The sequence below is a fragment of the Streptomyces flavofungini genome, assembly GCF_014650815.1.
GTDB lineage: Bacteria > Actinomycetota > Actinomycetes > Streptomycetales > Streptomycetaceae > Streptomyces > Streptomyces flavofungini.
This window is the reverse complement of sequence record NZ_BMVR01000007.1, coordinates 386,349-402,774: the sequence shown is the minus strand read 5'-3', so window position 1 is coordinate 402,774 and position 16,426 is coordinate 386,349. Positions and strand designations below refer to the sequence as shown.

17 protein-coding genes are annotated in these 16,426 nt (G+C 73.7%); 7 read left to right on the top strand and 10 right to left on the bottom strand.

Annotation, left to right across the window (positions count from 1 at the left end):
- Window positions 1-93: 93 nt before the first annotated feature.
- The 6 genes from IE274_RS20895 to IE274_RS39550 all read right to left on the bottom strand — a co-directional run bounded on the left by IE274_RS20895 (window position 94) and on the right by IE274_RS39550 (window position 5,913).
- A complete protein-coding gene (locus IE274_RS20895) occupies window positions 94-1,179 on the bottom strand; it encodes a hypothetical protein (protein WP_190117348.1) in 1,086 nt (361 codons plus the stop codon).
- A 79-nt stretch (window positions 1,180-1,258) separates the two neighbouring features.
- Window positions 1,259-1,753, bottom strand: a complete 495-nt coding sequence (locus IE274_RS20890) for a cytidine deaminase family protein (RefSeq protein WP_198897839.1) — start codon at window positions 1,751-1,753, stop codon at window positions 1,259-1,261.
- A 60-nt stretch (window positions 1,754-1,813) separates the two neighbouring features.
- Window positions 1,814-3,448: a glycerophosphodiester phosphodiesterase family protein gene (locus tag IE274_RS20885; protein ID WP_229909690.1), complete on the bottom strand. Its 1,635-nt coding sequence runs from the start codon at window positions 3,446-3,448 to the stop codon at window positions 1,814-1,816.
- 235 nt (window positions 3,449-3,683) lie between these two features.
- Window positions 3,684-4,919: an ABC transporter permease gene (locus IE274_RS20880; RefSeq protein ID WP_190117347.1), complete on the bottom strand. Its 1,236-nt coding sequence runs from the start codon at window positions 4,917-4,919 to the stop codon at window positions 3,684-3,686.
- Entirely contained in the window at window positions 4,916-5,683 is a 768-nt protein-coding gene (locus tag IE274_RS20875) for an ABC transporter ATP-binding protein (RefSeq protein WP_190117346.1), read from the bottom strand. The genes IE274_RS20880 and IE274_RS20875 overlap by 4 nt, the downstream gene beginning before the upstream one ends.
- A gap of 23 nt (window positions 5,684-5,706) precedes the next feature.
- Window positions 5,707-5,913, bottom strand: a complete 207-nt coding sequence (locus IE274_RS39550; protein ID WP_229909708.1) for a hypothetical protein — start codon at window positions 5,911-5,913, stop codon at window positions 5,707-5,709.
- Here IE274_RS39550 and IE274_RS20870 point away from each other — a divergent pair.
- A complete protein-coding gene (locus tag IE274_RS20870) occupies window positions 5,903-6,715 on the top strand; it encodes a sensor histidine kinase (protein ID WP_229909689.1) in 813 nt (270 codons plus the stop codon). The genes IE274_RS39550 and IE274_RS20870 overlap by 11 nt on opposite strands.
- A gap of 60 nt (window positions 6,716-6,775) precedes the next feature.
- Here IE274_RS20870 and IE274_RS20865 read toward each other — a convergent pair whose 3' ends face one another.
- Entirely contained in the window at window positions 6,776-7,990 is a 1,215-nt protein-coding gene (locus IE274_RS20865; protein ID WP_190117479.1) for a cytochrome P450 family protein, read from the bottom strand.
- Between the two features lie 270 nt (window positions 7,991-8,260).
- Between IE274_RS20865 and IE274_RS20860 the strand changes: the two genes are divergently transcribed.
- Window positions 8,261-9,166, top strand: coding sequence for an aminoglycoside phosphotransferase (locus IE274_RS20860; RefSeq protein WP_190117345.1), 906 nt, complete (start codon window positions 8,261-8,263; stop codon window positions 9,164-9,166).
- Between the two features lie 46 nt (window positions 9,167-9,212).
- On the opposite strand, the gene IE274_RS20855 is transcribed toward IE274_RS20860, so the two are convergent.
- On the bottom strand, window positions 9,213-9,812 hold the full coding sequence (locus IE274_RS20855) for a short chain dehydrogenase (protein ID WP_190117344.1): 600 nt from the start codon (window positions 9,810-9,812) through the stop codon (window positions 9,213-9,215).
- 69 nt (window positions 9,813-9,881) lie between these two features.
- On the opposite strand from IE274_RS20855, the gene IE274_RS20850 reads away from it, so the two are divergent.
- Window positions 9,882-10,859: a LysR family transcriptional regulator gene (locus IE274_RS20850; protein ID WP_190117343.1), complete on the top strand. Its 978-nt coding sequence runs from the start codon at window positions 9,882-9,884 to the stop codon at window positions 10,857-10,859.
- A gap of 106 nt (window positions 10,860-10,965) precedes the next feature.
- On the opposite strand, the gene IE274_RS20845 is transcribed toward IE274_RS20850, so the two are convergent.
- Window positions 10,966-11,853 carry a hypothetical protein gene (locus IE274_RS20845; protein ID WP_198897838.1) on the bottom strand — a complete coding sequence of 296 codons (888 nt, stop codon included), beginning with the start codon at window positions 11,851-11,853 and terminating at the stop codon, window positions 10,966-10,968.
- A 130-nt stretch (window positions 11,854-11,983) separates the two neighbouring features.
- On the opposite strand from IE274_RS20845, the gene IE274_RS20840 reads away from it, so the two are divergent.
- The 4 genes from IE274_RS20840 to IE274_RS20825 all read left to right on the top strand — a co-directional run bounded on the left by IE274_RS20840 (window position 11,984) and on the right by IE274_RS20825 (window position 15,917).
- Window positions 11,984-12,940, top strand: coding sequence for a metallophosphoesterase family protein (locus IE274_RS20840; protein ID WP_198897837.1), 957 nt, complete (start codon window positions 11,984-11,986; stop codon window positions 12,938-12,940).
- Between the two features lie 151 nt (window positions 12,941-13,091).
- On the top strand, window positions 13,092-14,363 hold the full coding sequence (locus IE274_RS20835; protein WP_190117340.1) for an MFS transporter: 1,272 nt from the start codon (window positions 13,092-13,094) through the stop codon (window positions 14,361-14,363).
- Entirely contained in the window at window positions 14,360-15,331 is a 972-nt protein-coding gene (locus tag IE274_RS20830) for a TolB-like translocation protein (RefSeq protein WP_190117339.1), read from the top strand. The genes IE274_RS20835 and IE274_RS20830 overlap by 4 nt, the downstream gene beginning before the upstream one ends.
- Window positions 15,332-15,488: 157 nt before the next feature.
- Window positions 15,489-15,917, top strand: a complete 429-nt coding sequence (locus IE274_RS20825; protein WP_190117478.1) for an ATP-binding protein — start codon at window positions 15,489-15,491, stop codon at window positions 15,915-15,917.
- Window positions 15,918-15,935: 18 nt separating this feature from the next.
- On the opposite strand, the gene IE274_RS20820 is transcribed toward IE274_RS20825, so the two are convergent.
- Window positions 15,936-16,376: a cupin domain-containing protein gene (locus IE274_RS20820; protein WP_190117338.1), complete on the bottom strand. Its 441-nt coding sequence runs from the start codon at window positions 16,374-16,376 to the stop codon at window positions 15,936-15,938.
- Between the last annotated feature and the right edge of the window lie 50 nt (window positions 16,377-16,426).

Here is a 16,426-nt window from a genome sequence, read left to right as displayed (position 1 = left end):
GCTACTCGGCATTTTACTGATCACGGCTGGGGTCGGCGCGCCGCCCCGGAAGCACGGTGGCGGGCGGCGGGCAGGCCGCCGACCGCGGCGCGGTCAGTCCCCGCCGCCACCGCCGCCGTCGCCGCCACCGCCGCCGTCGCCGCCACCTCCGTCGCCGCCGCCGTCCCCACCGCCGCCGTCGCCGCCGTCCCCGCCGTCCGAGCCCCAGCCGTCACCGCCGCCGGAGTCGTTGTCGTCGCTGCCCCAGCCGAGGTTGCTGAACCAGGGGTCGCCCCATTCGACGGCCACCGGCTCGCCGCTGCGGGCGTGCCGCGGCTTCTGGGCGCGGAAGCGGTAGGCGCCGGTGGTGTCGCCCAGACCGAAGGTGACGGCGAAGGCGTGCGCCATGACGGCGTCGAGGGGGTCGGGGGTGTCGTGGTCTATCTCGGTGAGCGGCAGCAGGACCGTGCCCGGCACGGGGCGACGGCGGCGCTCGGGGCGGGTGAGGAGGGCGACCCGCCGCCCGTCGCGCAGCAGCTCCGAGGAGAAGGAGGTGACGCGCCGCAGTTCCCAGTGGCCCTGCGGGCTCTGCGCGCGCACGAAGCTCCGGGACTTGCGCCAGACCTTGGTGAGGAGGAGGGAGACGTGGGCATCGCCCACGGTCAGGACGAGTCCGCGGCCCGGTGACGTGTCGGTGGTGACCAGACCGTACGGCGCGCGGATCCGTACGGCGGGCGCGTACGGACCCCATACGTCCACCCGGATGAGGCGGCGGTCGACGGCCACCGTCACCGGGCCCGCGGGGCCGGGGGCGGACCGCCGGGCGAGCCACAGGGGCACGCCCTCCACGTCCGCCTGCGTGGCCAGCGCCGCCACCCGCGCGGCACCGCCGCTGTGCCGGAGCGCCAGCTCCCCGAGGTGGTGTGCGAACTCGGCCGCCCTGCGGACCTTGATCGGCTTGGTGGTGCCGGTGACACGGGTGACCGGCACGATGCCCTGCCCCTCCGGCAGTTCCTCAAGGCCGCGTTCCGAGCCGCCGCCGCCCAGCCAGCGCCCGCGCCGGTAGGCGTCGGCCATCGCGGCGAGGTGCAGTTCGCTCAGCGGCGTGGTGCGGTAGTTGGCCTTCAGCCCTTCCTCGGTCAGCTGGACGAGCTGGGCGAAAGGGTTCCGGGACTGCTCGGCGTAGATCACCTGGTTCATGCGTCTCCCCCGTCATTTCCTCGACGTCATGAAGAACGCATTTTCGCACGCGCTGTGTGTACGCCTCGCGACCTGCGTTTCACAGGTTCGTCCCAGGAGCGTGCTCCTCCGGCAGGTCCGGCTCCGACGGGTCCGGCCGGTACGCGATCGAGCCCTCATCGGGGCTCCACTCGGTGGCGTACGGCATGAGGTCCTTGATGCGGACGCTGCGCACGCCCTGGGCGGTGGGGAGGATGACCCGGATGTCCGGGTGGTAGTCGAGGAGGATCTGCCGGTCCCTGCCGCACGGGCCGACGACGCCGCGGCCCCTGTTCCCCACGGCGACGATCGTGGTGAGCTCGCGGGCGCCGGAGGCACGGGCGTTGCCGAGGGCGACGAGTTCGGCGCAGGGTCCGCCGGTGAAGTGGTAGACGTTGATTCCGGCGTGCGTCGTGCCGTCGGCGGCCCGGACGGCGGCGCCCATGGTGTGGATTCCGTCCTCGCCGTCGGTGTGCGCGTCGACGACGGACCGGGCGAGGTCGATGAGTTCCTGGTCGGCGGCGGTGAGGTCCCGCGTCGGGAGGTGCGTGTGCATGGCCGCAGGCTATGAAGAACCGACGTCGGATGACCAACGACATTCCCTCGGGTCGGGCGCTCAGGGGCCGACCGGCTCCCACTGGAGGTAGTCGAGGTTCCAGTTCTGGTGCGCGCCGACGTCCAGGGAAAGGCGCAGGGTGTGCCGCCCCTTGGTCAACTGCCGTGTCTGGCCGCTGTCCTGGAGCACGAAGGCCTGGTGGCCCGTCGTGTTGGCGACGGGTACGGCCGCGCCGGGGGCGCCGCCGTCGACGGCGACACGGTAGGTACCGGCGGGTGCGTGCGGTGACGACACGCGGGCCTTGAGCGTGTAGCGGCCGGACCGCGGCACGTCCACCTCGTAGCTGAGCCACTCCGAGCCGCGCATCCAGCACACGGCCACCGCGCCGTCCAGGTCGCACACGTCGACGCCCGCACCGGAGCGGCCGGGGCCGTCGCCCCGGTTCCCGGCGTCGACGTCGTGGTACGCCACCCCCTCGCCGCCCGACGCGTACTCCTCCGCCTGCACACGTACCGCGCCGGAGGGCACCGCACCCGCCACCCCCGTGGCGAGGTAGGCCTCCAACGCCTCGACGTTGTCGGTCTGCAGCACCGACGCCCCGTACCCGCCGATGAGCGTGGCCCAGCCGCGTGCGGGCGCGATCAGCGAGGCCTCGTCGGTGTACCGGGCGGCAAGGGCGTCCCGCATGCTGTTGATCCATACGCGGCCGGTCGAGCGCAGCCCCCGCAGGAAGGCGGCGTCGGCCACCGCGTCGCCGACGTCGTCGAAGACGACCTCGAACGCGGGCGGCCGGTCCGTCCCGAACTCCGCGGCGGAGGCGGCGTTGGTGTCGTCGACGAGGTGCATGTAGAGCGCGTCGGGGTGGCGGGCGCGGAACGCCCGCACCTCGGGCACGGGCGCGCCGGACTTGAACAGGCCGTTGCGTACGGTGCCGGTCTCCGCGAGCACCCGCCAGACGGCCTCCCGGTCCTTCCAGGCCTGATCGAGGTTGACGAGCCCGCTCGTCCGGGCGGCCCGCATGGCCTCGGCGAGCGTGGGGATCCGGTGGCCGGTCGGCGCCGCCTGCCGACCGCCGAGTCCTTCGCGCAGGCGCAGGGCGCGCAGTTGGGCGTGGGTGAGGTCGGCGACGCGGCCCGTTCCGTCGGTGGTCCGGTCCACGGTCGCGTCGTGCATCAGGACGGGGACGCCGTCCTTGGTCAGCCGGATGTCCGCCTCGACGATCTCGGCGCCGTCGGCGAAGGCCGCACGCAGCGCGGCGAGGCTGTTCTCGGGGGCCTCGCGCCACTGGCCGCGGTGGGCGGCGGTCATGACGGCGATGCCGGGGCCGTGGTCGAGGAAGTCGCGGTAGGCGCGGTCGGCGGGGGTGTCGGTGGGGGCTCGGGGGTGCGTGGGGGCGGGGACCGTGCGGGACGGGCGGTACGTGTCCTGAGCGGTGGCAGCCGGAGCGGCTTGGCTCTCGGTCGTGCTCGCGGCCGGGGTGGCGCCGAGTGCCGTCGCGCACACGGTGACGGTGGCCAGGAGGACGAGACGGCGGGTCGGGGTGGGTGCGGGGCGTGGGCTGCGGCTCAGGAAGGGGGCGGTGCTGCTATGTGAGGGGGCGGTGCGGCCCGGCGGGAGACCGGTGCAGCCCGGCGGGAGACCGGTGCGGCCCGAGGAGGGTCTGTCGACGCGGCGCGAGATCATGAGCGGGGGCATGGGTGAGAGCATCGGGCCGCGCGGGCCCCCGGTCCACGACCCGCCCCGGCCTGTCGCCCGCCTCAGCCGCTCGCCCCCACGGCTGGACCGTTCCTGACCCGCAGCACCCGATTCGGCGGGGCCACGGGCCACGCGACCCCCAGCAGCACTCATCCCAGCAGCACTCAAGGTCAGCGGCGATGACGAACCCCCACCCCGGCCGCAGGGTGAGGGCCCGTCATCACCGCACTGCGCGTCAGGCCGCCGCCAGCGCCTCCGTCGGCGGCAGGCGGGCCGCCCGGACGGCCGGGTAGAAGCCCGCAAGCCCGCCGATGAGGAGCGTCGCCCCCACCCCGCCGGCCATCGCCCACAACGGAACCACCGTCGGCCACCCCTGGTACCCCGCATAGCCCGCCGTCACGGCGATCCCCAGGGCTACGCCACCCAGGCCGCCGAGCGCCGACAACAGCTGGGACTCGCACAGGAATTGGGTCCGGATCTGCCCTCGGGTCGCCCCCAGGGAGCGCCGCAGGCCGATTTCCGCCCGCCGCTCCAGGACCGAGATGACCATCGTGTTGGCCACGCCGACCCCGCCCACGAGGAGCGCCACCGCGCCGAGGCCGAGGAGGAGCCCGGACAGCGCGTCGTCCGTGGCCTGCTTCGCCGCGAGCGCGTCGGAGGGGCGGGAGACGTTGACCTCGTTGGGGTTCTCCGGATTGGCCGTCGCGCCGATGACCTGCTGAACGTCGCTCACCGCGGCGCCCTCGGCGCGCGCGTACACGGTGGTCGCGAAGCCATCGAAGTCCAGCTCCTGCTCGGCGGCGGGCCAGCCGACGAGCGCGGCCGAGTCGAGTTCGGGGGCGAGTTCGTTCGGCCCGAGCAGGCCGACGACCGTGAACCACCGGCCGCCGAGCCACACCTGGGCGTCCGGGCCCGCCTCGTACACGCCGAGCTGCGCGGCGGCCTTCGCGCCGAGGACGACGGCCGGGTAGCGGTGCGTGGCCGCGGTGAGCCAGCGGCCGTCGGCGACGTCCACGCCGACCGTCCCCGGCAGGTCGGTGCGGGCCGCGTAGACGCCGATGCCGCCGGTCACTTCCTTGGGGACGTGGTCATTGCGGTACACCTTCGCGTCGGTCTTGCCGATCGCCGAGACCGACTCCACCCCGTCGATCGCGCCGACCATCTCGACGGCCCCGTCCGGCAGCCTGGCCGCGCCGCCGCTGAAGGACTGGCCGGGCGCCGCCGTCAGCAGGTTGGTGCCGAGCGCCGCCAGCTTGCGGTCCAGCTCCTCCTGGCTGGAGGTGGAGATGCCGACGACGCCGATCATCGCGGCGATGCCGATCGCGATGCCGAGGGCGGAGAGGAAGACGCGCATGGGGCGTGAGCGCAGGCCCGAGCCGCCGGTCCGGACGACGTCCGCCGGGCTCAGGCGGGCCGGACTCGGCTGCGGCGCCGGGCACGGTCGTGGGCGCGGCGGTGTGGCCGTACTCATGCGCCCACCCGTTCCGTGACGGCTGCCGCGGCGGCCTCCCCTGCCGCGGAGTCGTACGCGATCCGGCCGTCCTTGATGCGTACCTCCCGTGGCAGCGACGCCGCGATGTCCCGGTCGTGCGTGATGACGACGACCGTCGTGCCCGCCCGGTGCAGTGTGCGCAGGAGCTCCATGACGACCTCGCCGGAGTGCGAGTCGAGTGCGCCCGTCGGCTCGTCCGCGAGGAGCAGCGGCGGGTCGCCGAGCACGGCGCGCGCGATCGCCACGCGTTGTCTCTCGCCGCCGGAGAGCTGGTGCGGTTCGTTGTGGAGGCGCTGCCCGAGCCCCACTCCGCGCAGCGCGCGTTCCGCGAGGCCGCGCCGCTCGCCCCGTGGGAGTCCGCTGTAGAGCAGTCCGTCCGCGACCGCGTCCAGGGCCGGTACGCCCGCCGCCAGGTGGAAGGCCTGGAAGACGAAGCCGATGGTGCGGGCGCGCAGCGCGGACAGCTGACGGTCCGACAGGGCGTCGACGGTGTGGCCGTCGACGCGGACCGTTCCGGCGGACGGGCGGTCCAGCGTCCCCATGATGTTGAGCATCGTGGACTTGCCGGAGCCGGACGGCCCGACGATCGCCAGCATCTCCCCGCGCCGGACGACGATCCCGGCTCCGGCGAGCGCGACCACGTCCCCGTATGTCTTCGAGACGCCTTCCAACTCGACGACGGGTGGCCGCACTTCGGGCCACGGCTCCCCCACGGGCTGCGACTCCCCCACGCGCGGCCCCATCAAGGGCTCTCCTCTGTTCGCCCTCACTTCGGCACCGCCACCTTCAAGCCCTCGGTGATGCCGTCGCCGGACACCTCGACCATGCCGTTCGCGAACAGGCCCAGCTCCACCGGCCGGCAGCTGCTGACGCAGTCCGGGATCGCGCTCGCCCTGATGTCGGCCGTGTCGGTGGCGCTCGGCTGGCTGATGGCGGGCCGTGCCCTGCGCCCGGTCCCTACGATGGCCGACAAGGCGCGCCGCATCTCCGAGCTGAATCTGCACGAACGCCTGGCGGTCAACGGGCCCGACGACGAGTTGAAGGACCTCGGTGACACCTTCGACGGTCTGCTCGGGCGCCTCGACACCGCCTTCACCACGCAGAAGCGCTTCGTCGCCAACGCCTCGCACGAACTGCGCACCCCGCTCACGCTGCAACGGGCGATGATCGAGGTGGCGCTCGCCAATCCGGCGGCGGACGCGGAGTCGTTGCGGACGGTGTGCGAGCGCCTCCTTGCCACGGGCGAGCGGCAGGAGCATCTGATCGCGGCGCTCCTCACGCTGGCCCGCAGTCAGCGCGGCCTGCAGCGCCGCGAGCCCGCGGATCTGGCGGCGATCGCGGCGACGGTCCTGGCGGAGCAGGCGGCGGCGGTACGGATCGACCTGTCGCTGGCCCCGGCGCCCACGGTCGGCGATCCACGGCTCCTGGAGAGCCTGGTGACGAACCTCGTCGGCAACGCGGTGCGCCACAACGTCCCCGGCGGCTGGGCGCGGGTGCGCACCGAGGTGCGGGACGGCCGGCCGGTGCTGCGGGTGACGAACAGCGGGCCGGTCATCCCGCACGAGCGCGTCGAGGCGCTCTTCCAGCCCTTCCAGCGCTTCGAGACGCGCGCCGGGACTCCGCACGGCCACGGCCTGGGCATGTCGATCGTCGCCGCCGTGGCCGAGGCCCACAGCGCGCCGGTGAGCGCGCGGCCCGGGTCCGAGGGCGGGCTCGACATCACGGTCACGTTCGGCCCGGCGGCGAGGGTCCTGGAACGGGCGGGCGGCGAGTGACGGCGGGCGGGGCCGGAACGGACATACGCGTCCTCGCCCGGACCGCCGCCCCAGCACCGCTCAGGGCGTCGGGCGCACCGGCAGTTCCCGCACGCTGTTGCCCACGAAGCCCGCGTGCCGGGCGAGTTCGGTCTCGGGGACGGCGAGGTCCAGTGCGGGGAAGCGGGTGAACAGTCGCTCCAGGGCGATCGTCGCCTCCATCCTGGCGAGGGGCGCGCCCAGGCAGTAGTGCGCGCCGTGCCCCAGCGAGAGGTGGCGGCCGGGGCCGGTGGTCCGGGCGGGCCTGGTGACGTCGAAGAGGTGGGCGTCCGGGCCCCACGTCGCCGGGTCGCGCCCGGCGGCGGAGTAACCGGCGAGGACCGGGGTGCCCTGGGGGATGCGGGTGCCGTCCAGGGTGAGGTCGCGGGTCGGGTAGCGGAACGGGAAGTAGCTGACCGGGCTGTCCCAGCGCAGGGTCTCCTCGACCACGTCCGACCAGTCGGCCTTGCCGGAGCGGACCAGGAGCAGTTGGTCGCGGTGGGCGCACAGCGCGCGGACCGCGTTGGTGATCAGGTTCAGCGTCGTCTCGTGACCGGCGACGATCATCAGCAGCTGGGTGCCGATCAGCTCCTGCGGGCTGAGCCGGTCGCCGTCCTCGTCGCGGGCCGCGATCAGCGCGCTGGTCAGGTCGTCGCCGGGGTGCGCGGTCCGGTCGGCGACGACGGCGGCGAGCACCGCCGCCAGCTCGCGGTTGGCGGCTGTCGCCTCCTCGGGCCCGATGGCCGTGCTCACCACCTGGTTCGACAGGTGGTGCAGGCGGCCGCGGTGTGCCGCGTCCACGCCGAGCAGTTCGCAGATCACGCCCAGCGGCAGCGGCAGGGCGAAGGAGGCGCGCAGGTCGGCGATCCCGCCGCCGTCGGCCGCCTCGGCCAGCCTGTCGAGGAGCTCGGCGGTCACCGACTCGATCCGCGGCCGCAGCGTCTCCACCCGGCGGACGGAGAACGCCTTGCCGACCAGCGCGCGCAGCCGCCGGTGGTCGTCGCCGTCCGCGGTGGTCATGCCGTGGACGGTGGCGAAGGTCAGCAGCGGCCAGCCGTCGGGTATCCCGCCCTCCCGCAACGCGGTGAAGTGCGCGGCGTCCTTGGCGACTTCGGGATGGGCGAGGAACTCCTTCAGCGCCTCGTGCCCCAGCACGGCTGCGCCCGGCACATCGCCGGGGAGTACGACCTCGGCCACGGCGCCCGCCACGAGCAGCCGGGCGTTGTCCGCGTGCGGGCAGCCACCGGCCGGGTCCATCCGGTACGGCGTACGACGTGACGTGTTCAAGTGATCCCTCCCGGGGGCCAGGGGTGACTCGCCTTGTGTCCACTTGCGTCGACGTGTGTCCAAGGTGAGCCTCCACCTGTCGCACCCCCGGGGCTACGGCTGTGCCCGTGATCGATACCGTGGCGTCGGGCGGGCCGTGCCCATCGGCCGCCCTCCCCTGCCGACCACCAGCCCCTGCCGACCGCCCCCTCCGGACCGACTGCTTCCTCCCGGCCGGCCACCCTCTGGCGAAGAGCTCTGATGACTGTCCCTGGACGCGAAGTACTCGATGCCTTCGGGCTGGCCGGAAGCCCTGTTCGCCTGGCGGGCGGGGAGGGCCGCAGTGTCCGGGTCGCCGATGCGGTACTCAAGCCCACCGGCCCGGACGTCGAGTTCGCGGAGTGGCTGGCCGACGTGCTGGCCGCGCTGCCTGAGGACGGCTTCCGCGTCGGACGGCCGCTGCGTGCGCGCACCGGCCTGTGGACGTACGCCGGGTGGACCGCCTCCCGCTTCGTCCCCGGCGCCGAGCCCGACCATGTGGCCGCGCCCCGCTGGCTGGACATCATCGCCGCGGGCCGTGCCTTTCACCGCGCGCTGGCCGACGTACCGCGCCCCGCCTTCCTGGACCGCCGCGACGACTGGTGGGCGCTGGGCGACCGGGTCGCGTGGCAGGAGGGCGAGGCCGACCTGCTGCCCGGACTGCGCGGGCCCTACGAGGAGTTGGTGGCGCTGTCCGGTCCGGTGCCGCGGGGCCGGGCCCAGCTCGTCCACGGTGATCTGACGGGCAACGTGCTGTTCGCCCCGGGGCTGGCCCCGGCGGTCATCGACTTCTCGCCGTACTGGCGGCCGCCGGGGTTCGGTGCGGCGGTCGTGGTGGGCGACGCCCTGATCTGGCACGGCGCCGGGGCGGAGCTGCTGCGTGCGGCGGCGCCCGGGTTCGGGTCCGGGTTCGTGGGCCATGTCGCCCGTGCGGTGACCTTTCGGCTCGTCACGGCGAGCGAGCAGCTGCGCGCGCTGCCCCACGGGGCGAACAGGCTGGACCAGGCGGTCAGGGCGGACGAGGCGACCGGTGGGAGCGGGGCGGACGAGGCGGCCGGTGGGAGCGCCACGGCCACCGAGATCCGCCGTTACCGGCGTGCCGTGGAGCTCCTCGCCGCCTTCCGCTGACCGCCGCTTGCCGGGCGGCCGGCGGCGGGTGGGCGCCGTGTGCGGCTCAGCGCACGGCGTAGACCTGACCCGTCTGCGCGCCCTCGACGGAGCGGACGTACGCCTCGGTGACGCGGGCGAGGTCGACGGACGGCATGCCGGGGAAGTAGGAGCCGTAGTCGTCGAGGCTCTCGGTGAAGACGGTCGGGCTGACCGCGTTGACGCGCTGCGGGGCGATCTCGATGGCGGCCGCCCGGACGAAGGCCTCGATCGCGCCGTTGGCCATGGACGCGGCGCTCCCGGTGGGGATGGGCTCGTCGGCCAGGACGCCGGAGATCAGCGTGAACGACCCGCGTTCGGCGACGTGCCCGACGCCCTGGCGGACCAGCTCGATCTGGCTGAGCACCTTGCCGCGGAACGCGGCCTCGTAGTCCGCGGGTGCGATCTCCGCGACGGGCTTGAACGGGGTGTCGCCGGCGGCGCTGACCACGGCGTCCACGGGACCGGCCGCCGCGTACAGGGCAGCCGTGCCCGCCGGGTCGGCGATGTCGTGGCGCAGGTCGCCGCTGGTGCGGCCGACGGTGATGAGCTGGTGGCCGCGCGCGGCCAGGGTCTGGTGGACGGCGGCGCCGAGCTTTCCGGTGGCCCCGATCAGGAGGATCTTCATGGCTCGGACCTTAGGACCGCCCGGAGCCCTCCGGAAATGTTCGCCACGCAGTGCTTATGCTTCCTGGTTATGAATGCTGGAAGCGGGGCTGCGGGAGCCCTGAACACCGGGGCTTCGGGAGCGGTGAAGGCCACGTCCGCGGGAGCCGTGAAGGCCGGGCGCGGGGACGGACAAGACGTCGAGCTGCGGCATCTGCGCGCCCTCGTCGCGATCGACGCCGAAGGCACCTTCACCGACGCCGCGATCGCCCTCGGCGTCAGCCAGCCCGCGCTGTCGCGCACCCTGCACCAGATGGAGAGCCGACTGAGCACCCGTCTCGTCGACCGCACGACCCGGCACGTGGCCCTCACGGCCGCCGGACGGCGCCTGGTCGAACATGCCCACCGCATCCTGCGCCTGGTCGACGACGCGCTGGCCGAGACGGCGGCCGACGGGCGCCCCCTGCGCATCGGCTTCGCCTGGTCCGCGCTCGGCCGGTACACGGTGCCGCTGCTGCGCGCCTGGCGCGCGAACCGCCCCGACACGGCGGCCCAAGTCCTGCGCCGCGACGACCCGGAGGCGGCGCTGCGCCGGGGCGAGGTCGACCTGGCGCTCGTCCGCACGGAACCCGTACCGGACGGCGACCTGGTGTGCGTACCGCTGCTGCGGGAGCGCCGCGTCGCCGCCCTGGCCGCCGATCACGCCCTCGCCGACCACGAGGCCGTCCGTCTGGAGGAGTTGGCGGACGAGCCGGTGGTGATCTGCTCCACGGCCGCCACGACCGCGGCGCACCTGTGGCCGACCGGACGGCGCCCGCACACCTTCGAAGTGCCGGGCGTGGACGAATGGCTCACCACCATCGCCACCGGCGAGGCGGTCGGCGTCACCGCGGAGAGCGCGGGCCACAGCCACCCGCACCCCGCCGTCCGCTACGTCCCGCTCGCCGACGCGCCCTCCGTGACCGTCCACCTGGTCCATCCGCGCGTGCCGCGGCACCCCGCCACGACGGAGTTCCTTGACCACATCAGGGTGCTCCTCGCCGAGGCCACGCGGGCGGGACGGCCCTGATCCGGCGACGCGACGTGTCGCCCGCCCCGCGAGACGGTGTGCGGCACGCCCGGCGACGTACCGGGGCGACGGCGCCCGTCCGCCGACCTCCCGGCACCGCCGCACCCTATGCCCAGCGAATTCCGTAGATTCCCGGCGGCGGATTGAAATCGATGTACTGGAAGTGACCGTGCGCCTCGGCTCCGGGCAGCTCGCGGAGGACCTTCCTCGGCAGCACTCTGGATTGCTGGAAGAACGCCTGGCACAGCGCGGGTGTGAAGCCGTCCTCGAAGACGGCTTCGAGAACCACGTCCCGTGTCCCCGCGTGAATCCGAATGCTGGTGAACTTGTCGGTCTGCCGGGGAGGAAAGGTGATGCTGAACTCCGCGAGCGCCATGCCCCCCGCACGCAGCGGCGGGTCGAGCAGGAACTCGAACGCGGCCACCCCGGATTCCCGGTCGCCCCGGAACCGGGCCAGGCGGCAGCCGCGGGCCATGCGCACCAACGGGGCCTGCGGCAGCCGGGCGTAGCGCGTCACGTGGATCATGCGGGTGGCACCGCCGGGCCCGCCGGTCAGCACCCGGCTGACGTGCATCACCAGCTCCTGGCCGTGCGCGCCGACGCGTACCCGTACGCGGTAGGACAGCGGCCGGGGCAGGGCCAGATCACTCCAGTCGGCGTCGAGCTTGGCGAGGGTGCGCAGGACGGCCTCGGCGTCGTGGCCCCACTGTGTGCGCAGGACGGCGGCGGTCTCGGCGGCTACGGGGCGGCGCCCGCGGGGGCGGCGCGGGGGCAGGGCGGCACGCAACTGCCCCGGGGCCAGGGAGAGGATGTCCTCCAGGGCCGCGACCGCGTCGAGTGAGCTGGCCCTTTCGGGGCGACTCAGACCGGTCTGCCACGCGCTGAGGGTACTTGTACTGACCGGTGTGCCTCTGCTGCGTAATTCCCGGGCTATCTGGTCCAGACTGATTCCTCGCAGGGCAAGGGCGCGTCCCAGAATCCGGCTGAATTCCATGGCGCCGCATCGTAACGGCAGTCCGTCCGGAGTTATCCAGTCCCGTGCGGAGGTTTCCTGTGCGCATTTCCCCGCCCGTGGTTCCTTGGCGCACAGCAACGTCTTCGCAGCCGCGACGGAAGGACCTCTCATGAACCAAGCGAAACCCGTCCGACGAGTCGTCTGGGGCACGGTGCTCGGCGTGGTCACGGTGGCCGGGCTCGGCGGCGGCCTCGCCGTGTCGGCCCCGCTCACGCAGGACGACCGGGACGCCGCGCGGGCCGCGGCCGCGACCGTCACGGTGGCGGTCGCAGGCGACATCTGCGGCTCCGCCTGCAACCAGACGGCGCCGGTGGTCAAGAGCATGGACCCGCAGGCGGTGCTCACGGCGGGCGACAACGCGTACGACTCGGGGTCGGCCTCGGAGTTCCGGGACAAGTACGACCCGTACTGGGGCCAGTTCAGCAAGGTCGTGCACCCGAGCCCGGGCAATCACGAGTACCGGACCAGCGGCGCCAAGGGCTACTTCGACTACTTCGGCGGCAAGGGCGTCCACGTCGGCGAGCGCGGCAAGGGCTACTACAGCTTCGACGTCGGCGACTGGCACCTGGTCGCGCTCAACTCCAACCTCGGCTCGACCGCGGACAAGACGCAGCGGGAGTGGCTGGCCAAGGACCTCGGGGCGAGCACCAAGCCCTGCACGATGGCCTACTGGCACCACCCCCGGTTCTCGTCCGGCGACCACGGCGACCAGACCACCATGTCCAGCCACTACAAGATCCTCACCGACCACCGGGCGGACGTGGTGGTGGCCGGCCACGACCACCACTACGAACGCTTCGCGCCCGCCATGGCCGACGGCAGGAAGGACGAGGCGAACGGGCTGCGGCAGTTCGTCATCGGGACCGGCGGCCGCACCCTCTACTCGAAGACCACGTCCTCCAAGGGCCCGTCGGAGGTCTTCCACAACCGCACGTTCGGCGTGGGCCGCTTCGATCTGTCGGCGACCGGCTACAAGTTCACGTTCCGCCCGGTCGACGGCCGCACCTTCACGGACTCCGTGTCCGGCACGTGCCACTCCAAGCCGGGGGCGCGGCAGGGGAACTGAGATCCGCCTCGGCCGGGGGTCACGCCGCCGCCGGGGTCCGCCTCCACCGACGTCCGCCCCCACGGACGGGAGGGGTGCGGTGAACCCCACACCACCGCACCCCTCCTCCCCGCCCGTCCCTGCTCCCCCGCGGCCCACTTGGAGTGTGACGATGTACCTCTCGCAGACCCGGGCGGCCGACAGCGCCCGCACCAGCGGCGGCACCGCCACCGTGACCGCCGGCTCCCGCGCCGACGGCGCCCGGACCCGGGTGCCCGCCACCGTCCTGACCCTCGGCGCCGTCAGTCTCGTCACGGACGCCTCGGCCGAGATGGTGACCGCCGTCCTGCCCCTGTACCTGATGTACGGCCTCGGCGTCGGCTACCTCCAACTCGGCGCCCTGGACGGCCTGTACACCGGCGCCACCGCCCTGCTGCGCCTCGGCGGCGGGTACGCGGCGGACCGGCTCGGCCGCCCGAAGGCCGTGGCTGCGACCGGATACGGCCTGTCCGCGCTCACCAAGCTGGGCCTGCCGTGGCTCGGTACGTCGGCCGGGAGCGTCGGCCTGCTGGTCGCCGCCGACCGCACCGGCAAGGGCATCCGCACGGCGCCGCGGGACGCGCTCATCACGTTCGCCGCCCCGGAGGAGCACCTGGGCCGCGCGTTCGGCGTGCACCGGGCACTGGACGCGACCGGCGCCCTCCTGGGCCCGCTGCTCGCCTTCGCCGTGCTGCTCGCCGTACCGGGCGACTACGACGCGGTGTTCATGGTGAGCTTCCTTCTGGCCGCGGCCGGAGTCGTGCTGCTCGCGGTCTGCGTACGACCGGACACGACGCCGTCCGCCGCCGAGCGGACCGGGTGCCTGCGCCCCTATCTGCGGGCCCTCCATGACCGGGACGCGCTCCGGGTGGTGGTGGCGGCCGGGCTCCTCGGCCTCGTCACGGCCGGTGACATGTTCTTGTACGTGGCCCTGCAGCGGCAGCTGGACCTGCCGCACCACGTGCTCCCGCTGCTGCCGGTCGGGACGGCGCTGGTGTTCATGGCGGCGGCCGCGCCCGTGGGACGCCTGGCGGACCGCGTCGGCCGCTGGCGTCTCTTCCTCGCCGGACACCTGCTGCTGCTCTGCGCCTACGTGGGGGTGGCCGCGGCCCCCGGCGGCTGGGTTCCGGCGGGCATCGTCCTGCTCCTGCACGGGCTCTTCTACGCCGCGACGGACGGCGTCCTGATAGCGCACGTCGGCCCGGTCCTGCCGACCCGGGTGCGCACGACGGGCCTGGCGGTCGTCCAGACCTCCCAGGCACTGGCCAGGGCGGGCGGTGCGCTGGCCTTCGGCGCGGTGGCGGCGGGCGTGGGCCTCACGGCCGCGTTCACCGCGTTCGCGGCGGCCCTGCTGGTCCTCGTGGCGGGAGCGGCCGCCGCGCACGCACCGAGGAGGACACGATGACGCGCACACGGACGCTCCTGGCCACGCTGCTGATCGGGGCCCTGCTGACGACGGCCATCGGGTACGTCGTGTGGCGCCACGGCGCGGCGGCGGCCGAGCGGGACAGCCTGAACCTCCGCCTCGACCGGCACGACACGATCGTGTACGTCGACCGCGACCGCGTCCGCCAAGTCACGCGGCGGGGCGCACCGGTGGCCGACGGCCCCACCTGCCAGCGCGCGGCCACCGCCGCCTCGACCCTGATCTGCCTGCGCGCCCGCCCCGGCCCGCTGTCCGCGCAGTCCTCCCAGGTCCGCGTGTACACCGACGGCCGCCGCCAGGCCAAGGTCACGCTGCCCGTCTGGGGCGCCCCCAGCCGGGCCCGCGTCTCCCCCTCCGGGCACCTCGTCACCTGGACCGTCTTCCGCACCGGCGACTCGTACGCCGTACCCGGCCGCTTCTCCACCACCGCGGGCGTCTACGACCTGCGCGACGGCCACCACTACGGCTCCCTGGAGGACTTCAAGCCGTACGTGCGCGGCGCCCGCTACCGCGCCGAGGACGTCAACTTCTGGGGCATCACCTTCGCCCCCGACGACCGCACCTTCTACGCGACCATGGCGTCCAAGGGCCGCACGTGGCTGATGCGCGGCGACCTCACCCGCCGCACCCTCACCGCGGTGCGCACCAACGTCGAGTGCCCGTCCCTGTCCCCGGACGGCAAGCGCCTGGCGTACAAGAAGCGCACGGCACCGGGACGCTGGCGCCTCCACGTACTCCGCCTCGGCAAGGACTCCTCCCCCCGGAAGGACATCCCGCTCGCCGAAACCGCCCACGTGGACGACCAGCCCTCCTGGCTGAACGCCGACACCATCGCGTACGCCCGCCCTCGCCACGGCAAGCCCGCCCTCTTCACCGTCCCGGCGGACGGCTCGGGCGCCCCGCACCGCCTCATGCGGGGCTCATCGCCCACGGCGCCGACGGGCTGAGCGCCGCTTGCTCCCCTCGGGCCGATCAGCGAAATCCGGCCGCGTTCACTCATGGTTTCGGGGTAGAGGCGTCTCTGTGAGACACGGCTTCGTAGCGGGCGGGATCGACCAGACGCACCAGATCGCGGCGGACAGCGACCCATGGGCCCTGGTCAGCATGTACCCGTCGGTTTCCCGGGCGTTCGCGGGCAGTGAGGAGATAGCCGCCGCCCGGGATCTGGCCCGGTCCTTCCTCACCGACATTCAAGCCGTGCACGGCCTTCCGGTCTCCGTGCGCGTGCTGGCCACCGTGCAGCTCGTGGTCAGCGAGCTGGTCACCAACGCCCGCAAGTACGCGCCGGGGCCGTGCCTGCTGACGCTGGAGGCCCAGGACGGAGCCGTCAACGTGACGGTGTGGGACAGCGAGCCCGCACTGCCCGCGGTCCTGCCCGCCGATCCGGGCCGGGTCGGTCAGCACGGCCTGGAGATCGTCATGGCCGTGTGCCAGAGCCTGCACGTGCGTCGGGAGCCCGTCGGCAAGCGGATCACCACGACGATCGCGCTGGCCGACGATCCCGGCGGGGGCGTGGCCGGCCGCCGACTGTGACGACCGGCCGCGCCCGGCCTACGGGAGCCGGCCGGGCTCGTTCGCGCCGTCCTTCGTCTCCACGACCAGGAACGACAGGACGTCCTCGCCTATGTTCCTGAGGTCGTGCAGGTGGTATTGCCCCACCTCGAAGTGAAAGTGGAGGGTCTGTCCGCGTACGTAGGTGATTTCGCGTGAGGCGCCGTCGCTGGAGTGCTGGCGGGCCCGGCCGTCCGTGAGGGCGATCCACGTGTAGTCCAGGACGTGCCGGTGGACGGGGACGCGCTCGCCCGGCTGGAGCGTCGTCTCCCAGACCCGCAGCATCGCGGTCTCCTTGAGCAGGGTCTGGCCGATACAGGCGTTGTGGTCGTTCTCGTCGAACTCCGTCAGCAGCGGAGGGCTCCAGCGGTCGAAGTTCTTGGCCACGACCGTGCTGGTCAGGGGCGGGTGAGAGGGGGCGGGGTGTGACGCGTTGCCCACGAGTCGGGTCCTTTCCGGGGAAATCGGGGTGGCTGCGGGGGTGACTGGCT